At 74.2% G+C, this 14208-nt stretch carries 12 protein-coding genes; 3 read left to right on the forward strand and 9 right to left on the reverse strand.

Annotated features, from left to right (window positions below; translation table 11 throughout):
- Positions 1-74 precede the first annotated feature (74 nt).
- Complete coding sequence (locus tag H1D33_RS18960) at positions 75-1616, forward strand: gluconokinase (protein WP_181571875.1); 1542 nt, start codon at positions 75-77, stop codon at positions 1614-1616.
- 22 nt (positions 1617-1638) lie between these two features.
- On the forward strand, positions 1639-3156 hold the full coding sequence (locus H1D33_RS18965) for a GntP family permease (RefSeq protein ID WP_181572671.1): 1518 nt from the start codon (positions 1639-1641) through the stop codon (positions 3154-3156).
- Positions 3157-3608: 452 nt separating this feature from the next.
- On the opposite strand, the gene H1D33_RS18970 is transcribed toward H1D33_RS18965, so the two are convergent.
- From H1D33_RS18970 to H1D33_RS18990, 5 genes are all read right to left on the reverse strand, one after another.
- Positions 3609-3893, reverse strand: a complete 285-nt coding sequence (locus tag H1D33_RS18970) for a putative quinol monooxygenase (protein WP_181571874.1) — start codon at positions 3891-3893, stop codon at positions 3609-3611.
- A gap of 34 nt (positions 3894-3927) precedes the next feature.
- On the reverse strand, positions 3928-4686 hold the full coding sequence (locus H1D33_RS18975) for a MerR family transcriptional regulator (protein WP_181571873.1): 759 nt from the start codon (positions 4684-4686) through the stop codon (positions 3928-3930).
- 55 nt (positions 4687-4741) lie between these two features.
- On the reverse strand, positions 4742-5374 hold the full coding sequence (locus tag H1D33_RS18980) for a hypothetical protein (RefSeq protein WP_181571872.1): 633 nt from the start codon (positions 5372-5374) through the stop codon (positions 4742-4744).
- Positions 5375-5495: 121 nt separating this feature from the next.
- Positions 5496-7775, reverse strand: coding sequence for a putative bifunctional diguanylate cyclase/phosphodiesterase (locus H1D33_RS18985; protein WP_181571871.1), 2280 nt, complete (start codon positions 7773-7775; stop codon positions 5496-5498).
- A 136-nt stretch (positions 7776-7911) separates the two neighbouring features.
- On the reverse strand, positions 7912-8328 hold the full coding sequence (locus tag H1D33_RS18990) for an ArsR family transcriptional regulator (RefSeq protein WP_181571870.1): 417 nt from the start codon (positions 8326-8328) through the stop codon (positions 7912-7914).
- 8 nt (positions 8329-8336) lie between these two features.
- Here H1D33_RS18990 and H1D33_RS18995 point away from each other — a divergent pair, with 8 nt between their 5' ends.
- A complete protein-coding gene (locus tag H1D33_RS18995; RefSeq protein WP_181571869.1) occupies positions 8337-9290 on the forward strand; it encodes a S41 family peptidase in 954 nt (317 codons plus the stop codon).
- A gap of 39 nt (positions 9291-9329) precedes the next feature.
- Here the strand turns inward: H1D33_RS18995 and H1D33_RS19000 are convergent, their stop codons facing one another.
- The 4 genes from H1D33_RS19000 to H1D33_RS19015 all read right to left on the reverse strand — a co-directional run bounded on the left by H1D33_RS19000 (position 9330) and on the right by H1D33_RS19015 (position 14168).
- On the reverse strand, positions 9330-10886 hold the full coding sequence (locus H1D33_RS19000) for a glycosyl hydrolase (RefSeq protein ID WP_181571868.1): 1557 nt from the start codon (positions 10884-10886) through the stop codon (positions 9330-9332).
- An 86-nt stretch (positions 10887-10972) separates the two neighbouring features.
- Entirely contained in the window at positions 10973-12445 is a 1473-nt protein-coding gene (locus tag H1D33_RS19005) for a hypothetical protein (RefSeq protein ID WP_181571867.1), read from the reverse strand.
- Between the two features lie 160 nt (positions 12446-12605).
- Positions 12606-13676, reverse strand: coding sequence for a hypothetical protein (locus tag H1D33_RS19010; protein ID WP_181571866.1), 1071 nt, complete (start codon positions 13674-13676; stop codon positions 12606-12608).
- 258 nt (positions 13677-13934) lie between these two features.
- A complete protein-coding gene (locus H1D33_RS19015; RefSeq protein WP_181571865.1) occupies positions 13935-14168 on the reverse strand; it encodes a zinc-ribbon domain-containing protein in 234 nt (77 codons plus the stop codon).
- Positions 14169-14208 lie beyond the last annotated feature (40 nt).

The raw sequence follows: 14208 nt of genomic DNA on the forward strand, positions 1-14208 counted from the left end.
CCGCGGGGCTCGTCGGTAACGTCAGCCGCAGGGCGGGGCGTACGCGGCCCCCGGCGGCGAGCGGAGGTGCACCGGTGGGCGACCCGGCCGTCGTGGTGGGCGTGGACATCGGCACCACCAGCAGCAAGGCGGTCGCGTTCGACACCGACGGCCGGCAGTTGGCCAGCCACTCGATCGGCTACCCGCTGGAGGAGCCGCACCCGGGCTGGGCCGAGCAGGACCCGGACCTGATCCATCAGGCCGTGCTCGGCGTGATCCGCGCGGTCGTCGACGAGCTGGGCCGGCCGGTCGCCGGCCTGTCCTTCAGCACCGCCATGCACAGCCTGATCGGGTTGGACGCCGACGGCAACCCGCTCACCCCGTCGATCACCTGGGCCGACTCCCGGGCCAGCGCGCAGGCCGAACGGCTGCGCGCCGCGCCGTCCGGGCTGGCCCTGCACCGGCGCACCGGCACCCCGGTGCACCCGATGGCCCCGCTGCCCAAGCTGGTCTGGTTCGCCGAGCAGGAACCGAAGCTGCACGAGCGGGTCGCGCACTGGGTCGGCATCAAGGACCTCGTCCTGCGGCGGCTGGCCGAGGCGCTGGTCACCGACCACTCGGTCGCCTCGGCCACCGGCCTGATGGACATCCACCGGCTGGCCTGGGACACCGAGGCGCTGCGCGTCGCCGGCATCACCGAGGAACAGCTCCCCCAGCTCGTCCCCACCACGCACGTGCTGCCCGGGTTGACCGCCGACGCGGCCCGGGCCACCGGCCTGCCGGCGGACACCCCGCTGGTGGTGGGCGCCGGCGACGGGCCGCTGGCCAACCTCGGCCTCGGCGCGGTACGCCCCGGCGTGGTCGCCTGCTCGATCGGCACCAGCGGCGCGATGCGGGTGATGGTGGAACGCCCCGGCGTCGACCCGCTGGGCGGCGTCTTCTGCTATGCGCTGACCGAGGACCGCTGGGTGGTCGGCGGCGCGATCAACAACGGCGGGATCGTGCTCCAGTGGGCGCACGACGCGCTCGCCCCGGAGCTGGGCGAGGACGCCGAGGAGGAGCTGCTCGGCCTGGCCGCCCGGGCGCCGGTCGGCTCCGGTGGGCTGATCATGCTGCCGTACCTGCTCAGCGAGCGGGCCCCGCACTGGAGCGCGCTGCCGCGCGGCGCGTACATCGGGTTGACCCACGGCCACGGCCGCCCGCACCTGGTGCGGGCCGCGCTGGAGGGGGTCTGCCAGCAGCTCGCGCTGGTCCTGGCGTCGGTCCGCGCGGCCGGCAACGAGGTACGCGAGGTCCGTGCCAGCGGCGGTTTCGCCCGCAGCCCGCTGTGGCGGCAGATCCTCGCCGACGCGCTGGGCATGCCGGTGCGCTTCCCGGCCGGGCACGAGGGTTCCGGTTTCGGCGCCGCACTGCTCGGCATGCAGGCGCTGGGCCTGATCGAGTCGGTGGAGGTCGCCGCCGACCTGGTCCGGATCGAGGAGACGGTCCACCCCGATCCGGCCGCCGCCGCCACCTACGCGGCGCTGCTCCCACTCTTCTCCGAGCTGTACGACGCGCTCGTGCCCACGTTCGCGTCGCTGCGACGGCTGGCCCCGAGCCTGCCGCCGGAGCCACCACCGACCGCACCGCCCAAGTGACCAACCAGAGGTCGTGATTGCCGTGGTAACACTGCTCGCCGCACCGGCGGAACCGCTCACGAACGCCGGCAACACCCAACTCGTCGTCGCCGCCCTGCTGGGCATCGCCGCGGTGGTGCTGCTCATCGCCTGGGGCAAGGTCCACCCGTTCCTGTCGCTGATCCTCGGCGCCGCGGTGCTGGGCGTGGTGGCCGGCGTCCCCGCCGACAAGATCGTCACCTCGTTCAGCGGCGGGGTCGGCTCCACGGTCGGCGGCGTCGGCCTGCTGATCGCGCTCGGCGCGATGATCGGCGGCATGCTCGCCGAGTCGGGCGGCGCGGACAGCATCGTCGAGCGGGTGGTCGGCCGGGTCTCCGGCGGCGCGCTGCCCTGGGCGATGGCCGGGGTGGCCGCGCTCATCGGCCTGCCGCTCTTCTTCGAGGTCGGCGTGGTGCTGCTGGTGCCGATCGTGCTGCTGGTCTCGCTCCGGGTGAACGTGCCGCTGATGAAGATCGGCATCCCGGCGCTGGCCGGCCTGTCGGTGCTGCACGGCCTGGTGCCGCCGCACCCGGGCCCGCTGGTGGCGATCGACGCGCTCGGCGCCAACCTCGGCCAGACGCTCGCCTTCGGCCTGCTGGTGGCGATCCCCACGGTGATCATCGCCGGTCCGGTCTTCGGCAACTTCATCGCCCGCTACGTGCCGGCCACCGCGCCCGAGTCGCTGCTGCCCACCCGCCGTGACGTGGCGGTCGCCGGGGACCGCAGCCCCACCCGCCCCGGGGACGGCCGCGCCGACGCCGACGGCGACCTGGTCACCGAGGACGACCTGGTCAACCCGGGCGCCGGGCGGCCGGGCGCGTCGATCGAGGAGCCGGTCGGCCGGCGGTCACGCCGCGCGCCCGCGCTCTGGGCGGCCGTGGTCACCGTGCTGCTGCCGGTGGTGCTGATGCTGCTGCGGGCGATCGGCGAGCTGACCCTCGGCGAGGACACCGCCGGCCGCAAGGCGCTGGACATCGTCGGCACCCCGATCGTCGCGCTGCTCGCCGGCGTCATCTTCGCGATGATCTTCCTCGGCTACCGCAACGGCTTCAGCCGCAGCCAGGTCTCCGGCTTCCTGGGCGGCTCGCTGCCGGCGATCGCCGGCATCCTGCTGATCGTCGCCGCCGGCGGCGGTTTCAAGCAGGTGCTGGTGGACGCCGGCGTGGGCAACCTGGTCGCGGACGCGGCCGAGGGCGCCAACCTGTCGCCGCTGCTGCTGGGCTGGCTGGTCGCGGTCGGCATCCGGGTGGCCACCGGCTCGGCCACCGTCGCCACCATCACCGCCGCCGGCATCGTCGCACCGCTGGCCGCCACGCTACAGGGCCCCGAGGTGGCGCTGCTGGCCCTCGCCATCGGCTGCGGGTCGCTGTTCTTCTCGCACGTCAACGACGCCGGCTTCTGGCTGGTCAAGGAATACTTCGGGCTGACCGTGGGGCAGACCATCAAGAGCTGGTCGGTGATGGAGACCATCATCTCGGTGGTCGGTTTCCTCGGCGTCCTCCTGCTCGACGTCTTCGTCTAGCCGCCCCGGCGCGCCGGGCGGATGTTCCCCGCGAGTGCCTTTGGAGCTGAGAGCACCGACGACTCGGACCGGTCACGCCGACCGACGCCGCTGTCGGGGACAGCGGGTCCGGCGGGCGCGAGGGCACTGCCAACGCGGGAGCACTGCCGGACGCGGCGGCACTGCCGGACGCGGCGGCACTGCCGGACGCGGCGGCACTCCCGGACGCGGCGGCACTGCCGGACGCGGCGGCACTGCCGGCGCGTGGCGCGATCGCGGCGGGACGGCGGTGCTGGCCAGGGACCGGGGCCGGAGGCACCTTGGGCGCGGACTCCGCCGGCCGTTGACATCACCAACGACTCAGCTCTAAAGGCAGGCCGAAGCGCACTCTGCCGGAGACGCGGAGACGCAGACGAGCCGGCGGGACCGGCCCGGAGAGCGCGACCCGGCGGAGTCAGCCGGGGGCGCAGCGGTCAGGGGGCCTCGACGCCGGAGATGCGGAACTTGTGCACCTCGGCGCCGAGGATCTCCGCGACCTGCTCGGCGTTCGGGCCGAAACCCCGGAACGCCAACAGTTGCTCGTCGGACTCCCACCGCTCGTACACGTTGATCCGGCCCGGTTCGACCAGGTCGGCGCTGACCGCGAAGTCGACGCAGCCGGGCGCGGCCCGGGCCGCGCGGACGGCCTCCGCGCAGGACGCCAGGTAGGCGTCCCGCCGGGCCGGATCGACGTAGAGGGTGCCGGCGACGATGAGCATCCGGCCATCGTGCCAGGAGTGCCGGCGGCGCGGGTCAGGCCCGGCTGATCGCGTTGGCGTGGATCGCCTCGTTCAGGTAGGCGGCCATGCCGGGCCGGATGGTCTCGAAGTACGCGGTGAACCGCGGGTCCGCCACGTACATGTCGGCCAGCCCGGTGTGCATCTCCAGCGGGCAGTCGTACCACCACTGGGTGATGAGCTGCCGGTGCTCCTCGGCCAGCGCCATCGCCTCCGGGCCGTCGGCCGGCGCGCCGGAGTCCATCAGCGAGGCGAACCGCCGGCCCCAGTCCTCGTTCACCTCCTTGTTGCGCAGCCAGTCCTCCTTCGAGTAGCGGGCGGCCCGCTCCTGCGACTGCCGGTACGCCTCGGTGTCGCCCCAGCGCCGCTCGACCTCGTCGGCGTGCTCGTCCGGGTCGAAGTCCCCGAACACCTCGAACCGCTCCTCCGGCGTCAACTGGATCCCCAACTTCCTCGCCTCCATCGCGTGTTCGATCGCCGCCACCATCTCCTGGAGCTTGCCGATCCGCCCGGACAGCAGCTCGTGCTGCCGGTTCAGGTGCGCCGCCGGGTCGGCGGCCGGGTCGTCCAGGATCTCGGCGATCTCGTCCAGCGGGAACCCCAGCTCGCGGTAGTAGCGGATGAGCTGCAGGCGGTCCAGGTCGGCGTCGTCGTAGCGGCGGTAGCCCGCCGACGTGCGCCCGCTCGGCCGCAACAGCCCGATCTCGTCGTAGTGGTGGAGCGTGCGGACCGTCACCCGGGCCGCACGCGCCACCTGCCCCACCGTGTACGCCATCGGTTCCCTCCCTTCCGCGACCAAGGCTCCCGCCTCCCGCAGCGTGAGGGTCAAGTCAGTTGGTGATTCTCTCCTGCTCCGGTGCGGCGAAGGCCGCGTTCGCCGGGGTCCGCACAGCGTGCACCAGGCCGGCCGCCGACAGCAGCAGGAGCAGCGCCGCGCCGAGGTACATGGCCAGTGCGCCCTGCTCGGCCTTGCGGCCGAACTCGCTGAAGCCGTACGAGGTGAGCAGCAGGCCGCGCAGCGTCTCGCCCTTGAACACGGTGTCCCGCTGGGCGCTGACGTCGGCAAGCTGCTTCTGCAGGTCGGCCAGGTTGGCGGCCTTGGCCTGCTCGGCCTGGGCCACCTGCTCGCGCAGCGCGGCCTGCGGCTCACCCAGGTCGGCGTACGTCTTGCCGCCGGCGATCGACGTCAGGTGCAGGCCGATGAACTCGTTGGCGTAGCACTCGGCCTGCTTGCCGCTGGTGAGCTGCTGGCCGGCGTACTCGCGCAGGCAGTCCGACTTCTTCTCCTCGTCGGTAAGCTGGGCGGCCGGCTTGAAGCTGATGTGCTGGGCGGCGAGCTGGTCGTGCACGTAGGTGTTGGCGAAGGTGGCGTTCGTCGTCAGGACCACGCCGACGACGAGCAGCAGGACCGCGAGGCCCAGTCCGCCGATGCTGAACAACAGGTCGAGCGTGCGTCGCTTCATCTCTGGCTCCCGGGTGGAGGGCGGATCGACGAGAACCATCGTGGCGGCGGTCGGGCGGCCGGGAGCAGGGTCGAAGCCCCCGTACCGGCCGGGACCTTCGACCCGCGTCGGGACGGGACGGTCAGCGGGCGACGTCGGCGGGCGCGAGCGTGGGCAGCAGCTCGGACAGGGCGGCCGGGCGGCCGTACCGCCAGCCCTGACCCTGCCGGCAGCCGATCGCGGTGACCGCCGCGTGCTGCTCGCCGGTCTCCACGCCCTCGGCCACCACCGCCAGGTCGAACGCGCCGGCCAACCGGTTGACCATCTCCACGGTGGCGTACGCGCGGGCGTCGCCGGCGTCCAGGCGGGACACGAACGAGCGGTCGATCTTCAGCTCGGTGGCCGGGATGCGGTGCAGGTAGCTCAGCGACGAGTAGCCGGTGCCGAAGTCGTCGATGGCGATGCGGATGCCGAGGTCACGTAGCTGCGCCAACCGGTCGAGCACCGCCTCGCTGCCCTCGATCAGCGCCGACTCGGTGAGTTCGAGCGTGAGCGCGCGGGGCGGCAACCCGGCCGCGCCCATCGCGCCGGTGACGGTGGCGATCAGGTCGGGCCGGCAGAGGTGGGCGGCGGCGATGTTGACCGCCACGGTCACCTCCGGCGCCCGCTCGCGCCACGTCGCCGCCGACCGGCACGCCTCGTGGATCACCCACCGGTCGATGGCCAGGATCAGCCCGGTCTCCTCGGCCAGCGGCAGGAACCTCGCCGGGGGCAGCACGCCAAGGCGGGGATGCCGCCAGCGGACCAGCGCCTCGGCGCTGCGTACCGTGCCGGTGGCCAGGTCGACGATGGGCTGGAACTCCATCAGGAGCTGGCCCTCGTCGACGGCGCGGCGCAGGTCGGCGATCAGCTCGGCCCGGCTGACCGCCGACTCGCGCAGCTCCGGCGTGCAGGTGCGCCACGCGGACTTGCCGGCCGCCTTGGCCGCGTACATGGCGATGTCGGCGTCGCGGAGCAGGTCGGTGTGGGAGCTGTGCTGCGGGCCGTACTCGGCGATGCCGATGCTGGCCGACGGGTGGACGCCGAGTTCCTCCTCGCCGGGCAGCGGTTCGAGCGCGGCGAGCAGCCGGACCGCGAGCCGCTCGGGGGCGACCGGGCGGTCGCCGGCGACCAGCACGGCGAACTCGTCGCCGCCGAGCCGGGCGATCATCCCGTCCGGGCCGATCGCGTCCCGCATGCGCTCCGCGATGGTGGTGAGCAGCCGGTCCCCGGCGGCGTGCCCGAACCGGTCGTTGACCTGCTTGAAGCCGTCCAGGTCGAGCAGCACCACGGCGACCGGGCCGCCCTCGCGCAGCGCCCGGCGCAGCCGCCGGATGAAGGTCAGCCGGTTGGGCAGGCCGGTGAGCTGGTCGGAGTAGGCGAGCCGGCGCAGCCGGGCGACCAGGCGCAGGTTCTCGTTGGCGGCCAGCCCCTGGCGCAGCGCGAGCACCCCGAGCAGCGCCATCATGCCGACGAAGACCAGGTGCGGGGTCTGCCCGGTGGGCTGCCGCGACAGCATCACCGCGACGATCGCGCCGCCCACCGGCAGGTAGGGCAGGGCCACCCGCCACCACGGCGGCAGCGGCGACTCACCGGCGTCGTCGTCGGCGTCCCCGGCGCCCGGCGGCGGGTAGCGGGTGGCGAGGCCGACCAGCAGGTAGCTCAACGGCCAGCAGACGTCGACCGGGTGCCCGGCGGCGTAGTTGCCGTGCGCGACGAGGGAGACGTAGACCGCGTCGGCGCCGGCCCGGATCGCCAGGCCGGCGCCGATCACGGTGAGCGCCCGCCACATCTGCCGGCCCGGCCCGGCGACCGCCACCAGGATGGTGAGCTGCATCAGGTCGAACATCGGGTAGAGCAGGCCGAACGTGCGCAGCGGGTCGGACAGGTCGGCGTCGGCGAGGTCGCGGAACACCACCACCCAGCCGACCGGGATGAGCGCCAGCGCGACGATCACGCCGTCGAGCAGCGTGCGGGCCTGCCCGACCAGGCTGCGCCCGCCGGCCCGGGAGCAGAGCAGCGCGGCGGTGCCGGTGACGATGCCGGCGGCGAAGAGCGCGCCGACCAGCGGGGTGTGCGGCAGGTCGATCCCGCCGAGCCGTTCGACGGTCCACACCGTACGACCGAGCGCGGCCAGCAGCATGGTGATGGCGAGCAGGCCCCAGAACCGCCGCAGCGCGAGCGGGTGCCGGCGGGCCGCGCGGACGCAGAGCACCGCCGCCCAGCTCGACACCGCCATCGCACCGAGGTCGCTGACCAGCGCCGCACCCGGCAGGCCGACGACGAGCCAGACCATCTCCCCGAGGACGACGACGGCGGCCGCGACGAGTCCGACACGGCCGGCGAGCGGGTGACGGGCCGGCGCGGCGACGGCGAGGCTCACGTCGTGCTGGGGGACAACGATGCGCTCCGGCTCTCTTCCAGACGTGCGCCCTCGGCGACGAGGACCGGACGGCGGACGACGAACGGCGCAAGCCTAGTCAGCGCCGGAGGTCGCCGCCAGAGTCGTTCGCTGTCGGTCACCTGACCTGGGCGGGGTGCCGGTAGAGCGAGACCAGGACGCCGTAGCGTGGCTCGCCCGGCGGCGCCTCCTCGGCCTCGCCGACGAGCGCGTCCAGGGTGGACCGCAGCCGTTGCGCCTGAGCCGGGGTGAGGCGAAGCTGGCGCAGGTGCACCAGCGGGTCCGGGTCGCCGGCCAACTCCTCGGCGAACGCGCCGAGGAGCACGGCGGTGGCGCCGGCGTCGGTGGCGTGGCCGACCAGCCGGCGGAACGCGCGTTCGTGGTAGCGCTCGGTTCCACCGCGGACCTGCCGGCGGTGCGCCTCGCGGACCATGCCGGGCTCGGTCAGCACCCGCAGGTGGTGGGCGACCGTGCCCTTCGCCGCGCCGAGGCGGGCGGCGAGCTGGCTGAGGGTGGCCGGGCCGGCATGCTTCACTGCCCCCCATGCGTCCGAACGAGATCACCGACATCGTCCAGCGGGCCGCCGAGCTGGTGGCCGCCGAATACGTCCTGCCCGACGTGGCCGAGCAGATCGGCACGCATCTCGGCGAGCGCCTGCGCTCCGGCGCGTACGCCGGGGCGGCCGGCCCGGCGGCGCTCGGCGCGCTGGTCACCACCGACCTCCAGTCGGTCAACCACGACCTCCACCTGCGACTCAAGCACCACGACGAACCGCTGCCCGAGGCCGCCGACGACCCGACCGACGAGCACTTCGCCCGGCTCGCCGCGCGCACCATGGGCGGCATCGTCCGGGTGCAACGACTGCCCGGCAACGTCGGACTGCTGGAGATCGCCCCGTACGTGTTCCCGCCGGACCTGGCCGGCCACGCGCTGACCGCCGCGCTGCGGCTGCTCGCCGACACCGACGCGCTCCTGCTCGACCTGCGCGGCACCGAGGGCGGCAGCCCGGACGGCGTGGCCCTGCTCTGTGGCTGGTTCTTCGCCGAGCCGGTGCACCTGCACACCATGCACGAGCGGTCCGGTGCCACCCGCCAGTTCTGGAGCGCCGCCTGGCTGCCCGTCCCCCGCTACGCCCCGGAGAAGCCGGTGCACGTGCTCACCGGTCCGGTGACGTTCTCCGGCGGCGAGGAGCTGGCGTACGACCTGCAACAGTTCGGCCGCGCCACGGTGGTCGGCGAGCGGACCCGGGGCGGGGCCCACCCCCGGATCGGGCACCGGTTGCACCGCCACCTGGAGCTGACCGTGCCGGTGGCCCGGCCGGTGCACGCGGTCAGCGGCACCAACTGGGAGGGCTGCGGGGTGGCGCCGGACGTCGAGGTTCCGGCCGGGCGGGCGCGCGACCTCGCGTACACCCGGAGTCTGGAGGCGCTGCTGGCCGCGGACCCGGACCGGCCCGCGGCGGACGAGGTGCGGGCGGCCCTCGCCGTTCGGGGTTGAGGTCCGGCCCGGCGCGGCGGCCGGGCCGGACCTCGGTCGTCACTGGACGGTGACGTTGTCCACGTAGATCGCGGACGTGCCGCTCGCGCCGCCGGCCGGCACGAACTGCACGCCGATCTCCCGCACGTCGCCGAGGTTGGCCACGCCGGACAGCGACAGCGACAGGTTCACCCCGGCCGAGGTCACGGCGACCGAGCCGCCGTCGAACCACTGCCAGCCGGCGCCGGTCTTGACGTACAGCTTCGCCTGGCTGCCGGCGCCGAAGCTGCCCCACGGCGCGACCCGCGCGGTGGCCCGCAGCGTGCCGCGCCCGCTCAGGTTCGTGGTGGCGGTCTTCTTCAGGTACGCGGCCCCGGCGGCCAGGTTGACGTCGGACTTGAGCGAGCGGGTGCCCTGCGAAGCCCACTCGGTGACCTGCCAAGGTCCGCCGGTGACTCCCGCGCCGGTCCAGCCCTCGGTGCCGGTCTCGAACCCGTTGAGCAGCGTCCCGCCGGACGGGGGCGGGGTGGTGGTGCCGCCGCCACCCGGCTCGGTCACGTTGCCCAGGTCGACCTCGCCCCGGTTGGCGATCCAGGAGTTGTTGAACAGCGTGCTGCCGCCGGAGTTACGAGCCGGGCCCCAGCCGTCGTTCCAGGCCAGGAAGTAGGACGTCTTCGGGTAGCTCTGCTGGAAGGCGGTGACCCAGCGCCCGTAGTCGAAGGAGCCCTGGCTGTCCGGCCCGATCTCGGCGAACGCGAACGGCTTGCCCAGCCCGACCAGCTCGCTGTACGCGGACTGGATGCCGGCGACCTGCGGGTTGTCGTCGTAGGCGTCCATGCCGACCACGTCCACGTAGGAACCGCCCGGGTAGTACGCGGTCCGGTTGCCCCGGCTGAAGTCGGCGGAGTAGACCCAGAGCAGGTTGTCCAGCCCCTTGGTGCCGGTGAGGTAGGTGTACATCTGCTGCCAGACCTGCTTGAACGTGTTCGGGTCCCGGTTGCCCCACCAGAACCAGTCGCCGTTGACCTCGTGGAACGGCCGGAACAGCACCGGCACCCCGGCGTTCTCCAGGTCCTGCAGGCCGGCGGCCATCTTGTCCTGGAGCTGCCGCCAGCGGGCGCCGGCCGCGGTGGACGGGTTGAGCAGGTCGGCGAAGTTGCCCATCGGCGTGTTCAGGCCGCCGCCGTTGGCGTTGGCCGGGCTGGGCAGGTGCACGCTGATGGTGACCAGCCCACCGGCGGCGGACCACGACTTCAGCGACGAGTTGCAGGAGTGGTCGACGAGCGCGGTGATGTCGTTGTTGGTCGCCCAGCCGGAGCCGTAGTCGCAGCTCAGGATCGCCGGGTACTGGCCGGTGGCGGAGCGCAGCTCCTCGGTCTGGGTCAGCGAGAAGCCGCTGTTGCTGTAGCCGCCGAAGAAGCCGGAGGCGATCCGGTTGCTGCTGCGGTTGGGCAGGTGGGCCAGCCAGTTCAGCACGGCGCGGGTGGCGGTGGACGCGTTGGCGTTGACCGGTGAGACGGTGTGCGCCTCGGCGGGGGTGATGACGGAGAGCGCGGTGGCGGCGGCCAGGACGGTGGCGGCGGCGGTCGACGCGAGGCGGAACCTGCTTCGTCGCATGGGTCACCTTTTCGGGTCGGGACGGTGATGCCCCCAGTGCACTACTGAACCGATTAAGTTTCAAGCATGTAAATGAGTTGATACAACTACTCCTCGTGGCGCCCCGGCGGGCCACCGTGGGTCCACGGCGTCTCCTCCGGCGCCGGGAACGCGCCGCCCGGCAGGAACCCGTCCGACAGGCCAGTCAGGCAGATCCGCTCCCCCACCTCCGGCACGCTGCCCGCCGGCGCGGTCAACCCCCGCCCCATCCCGCCGGACAACTCCAGCACCACCTCGGTCTTGCCGTCCGCGCCCGGCGTCACGAACACCACAGTCGCCTTCTGCCCCGGCCGGGCCGGCGAGTACAGCGTCGCGCCCACCGGCATCGGCACCGGCTCGGTGGTCACCACCTGGATCCGGGGCCGCAACACCGGCCGCCTCCCCGAGTCGTCCACCCGCTTCGGGTCGGCCAGCGTCACCTCACCCACGAACGCCTCCCCGGCCAGCCGGTGCTCCGCCATCACCAGCGGATCGTCGTACGCCCGCTGCACCGCCCACGCGGTCGACGCCCGCTCCAACCGTTGCAGCCGCACCGCCGCCGCCACCGCCCCGTCCCGACGCGGCTGCGGCCCGCCGCCGGCGTCCACGTGCTCGGCGAACCCGGTGAACGCGTCCCGGTCACCGGCCCACCGACCGGCCACCCGCGCGCCGGCCGGCAACGCCCGCAACAACCCGACACCGCGCCACATCAGCTCCCACGTCGGCGTGAGCTGGTCACGCAGCAGCCCGCACAGCACGTCGTACGCCTCGGCGCGGGCGACCGGGTCGTCCTCGGCCGCCGCGTACGCCTCGATCGCCGGGGCGAGCCGGTGGTTGTCGAAGTCCGGGTCGGTGGCCGGCCCGGCCGGCGGGCACACCGCCGGGTCCTCGGCCCGCGCCGCCGCCTCGGCCCCGGTCGACCCCGGCGGCGGATCCAGCCAGCCCAGCACCGCCGGCAGGTGCAGATCCTCCACCGCGCTCTGCCCGGTCGCCCAGTGCACCGTCAACGCGTCGGTCAACGCCAGCAACGCCGACGAGCCGGGCTGCTCGGCCCGCTCCGCGAAGAACGTCAACCAGCGGCCCAGCACCGGCACCGACGGGTGCACCGGATGCTCGCCGTCCGGGCGGCGGAACCGGGTGGACCGGCCGAACAACCGCAGGAACGTGATCCCCGCCGGGTTCGGCACCAGCAGTTGCGGCGCGTCCACGTACCGGTGGCGGACGTCGCGGCCCCGGTCCACCGCCACCGCCTCGGTCACCTGACGGAACGAGTCCAGCCAGGGCAGCAGCACACCGGCCAGCTCGGCGGCGAACGCGAACCGCTGGTCCCGGTTGCGCGGCTGCGGCACCACCAGCAGCCGGGCGTCCTCCGGCGCGGACCCGACCAGCGCCGCCAGCGGGGCGTTCGCCTCACCGGCGAGCGCCAGCGGCACCAGCACCAGCGGCCGGTCCGACAGGTGCAGGTGCCGGACCGTGGCCACCGGCTGGGCCCGGCCGGCGGCGACCGCCTGCGCCCGCGCCAGCGCCCGCAACGTGCTCACCGCGGCCCACCGGCCCGGCGTCGACGCTTCGCCACCGTCCCGCCGGGCGCCGGACGCTCACACTCCACCCGACCCACGCACGCGGCACGACCACCCGACGCCGGCCCGGCGGGCGCCGGGCGGTCACGCGGCGCGATCCGGCGCGCGCTTCGGCGCGTACTCATGCCGGGTTTCCGGTGAGGGCGTCGGCGCGCAGGCGCGCGGCGGCCCGCAGCAGCGCGGCGGCCTCCGCCTGCTCCGGCTCCGGGGCGCGCCCGCCCTCGGCGAGCGCCAGCACGTCCGCCACCTCGACCACGCCGCCGAGCGCCTCCCGGACCGGCCGGCCCAGCGCCCCGGTGTGGCCGCGCGCCTCGTGCCGGCAGAAGTGGGCCAGCTCGCAGACGGCCAGGCAGTCCGGCGCGTAGCGGGCCGGCACCTGGTGCAGGGCGGCGGCCAGCACCCCGGGGTCGGCGGCCGGGTCGGCGGTGAAACCGGCCGGCACGGTCGCCAGCAGCTCGTCGACGCGGGCCATCCGGGCCAGTTGGCGGCGCAGCACCAGCAACTGCCTGCGCACGTCAAGCAGGCTCGCCACCGGCCGATTGCCGAAGTTGCGCGGGCAGATCAGCACCACCTCGTGCGAGACCAGCTCCGGGTCGCGGCCCTCGGCGGCGAGCAGCTCACGCAACGCCAGCACGTAGACCGCGGACTGGATCGCGGCGGCGGCCACCTTGGCCGGGTCGGCCTGCCCGTCGATCACCGGGAACGACTTGATCTCCACGACGTGGAACCGGCCGGCCAGCCGGGCGGCGACCAGATCCGGCTCCAGGTGCACCCGCCGGCCGGCCACGTCCAGCCCGAGCAGCGGATGGTCGAACAGGGCCGGACCGTCGCCGGGCGCGGTCAACGCCGCGCGGGACCGCCCCGGGCGGTCGTCGTCGCCGCCCAGGTCCGTCCAGGTCGCGCCGGGCGGCACCGGTACGCCGAGCCGCTCCGCCACCAGGCGCAGCAGCTCCACCCCGCCGTCCGCCTTGAGCTGCGCCTCGAACGCGTTGCCCCGGGTGATGGCGAACCGGGACTGGCCGAAGCGGGCCGGGAAGCCCAGTCGCTCGGCGAGCGCCGGCTTGTCCGCGCCGGCGCTGTCCAGCACGGCACGACGGGTGCAACCGGGGTTGCCGGTCAGCGCCGCGATGGTGCGGGCGTTGTGCCGCCGCGGCGGCCCCCCACCCCGAATCTCCCCCAGCCGATCTTCCACCCGATGAAGTGTAAGGAGGGGGCCCCGGTTAACGCCTCCGGTAGAGGAGGGGGCCCCGCTTAACACCTGGGCCGGCGACTCAACGGCCGGCGGAACGGTTCCACGGGGAGCGGGGGGACAGCGCGCCCGCCGTCGGCCGGCTGCGGCGACGGTGCCGGCGGCCGGGCGTGCACGGCGGGCGGGCGGCGGTGTGCACCGGTACGACGGGCGGGGTCACCGGCTGCCGCCCGATCAGCCAGCAGAGGAAGCGGGTCACGGTCAGCCGACCGGGAGGCGCTCGGCCTCGGCGCGGGAGATGTCGTACTGGGCGCCGCAGAACGTGCACTGCTGCGTGTAGCGGGTGCGGATCGGGATCAGGGGGATGAAGAAGAGGCTGAACTTCGTGACCCGCCGGCTGATCACCTGCGCGGCCTGGTTGCCGCAGTGGCGGCAGACCTGGGTGACGACGCCGGACCGGTCGACCTTGGTCCGCAGCCCGAAGATGAAGAACATCTCGGTGCTGTACCCGATGGCGACCTCCCTGACACCCGGG

This window comes from Micromonospora ferruginea (assembly GCF_013694245.2).
Lineage (GTDB): Bacteria > Actinomycetota > Actinomycetes > Mycobacteriales > Micromonosporaceae > Micromonospora > Micromonospora robiginosa.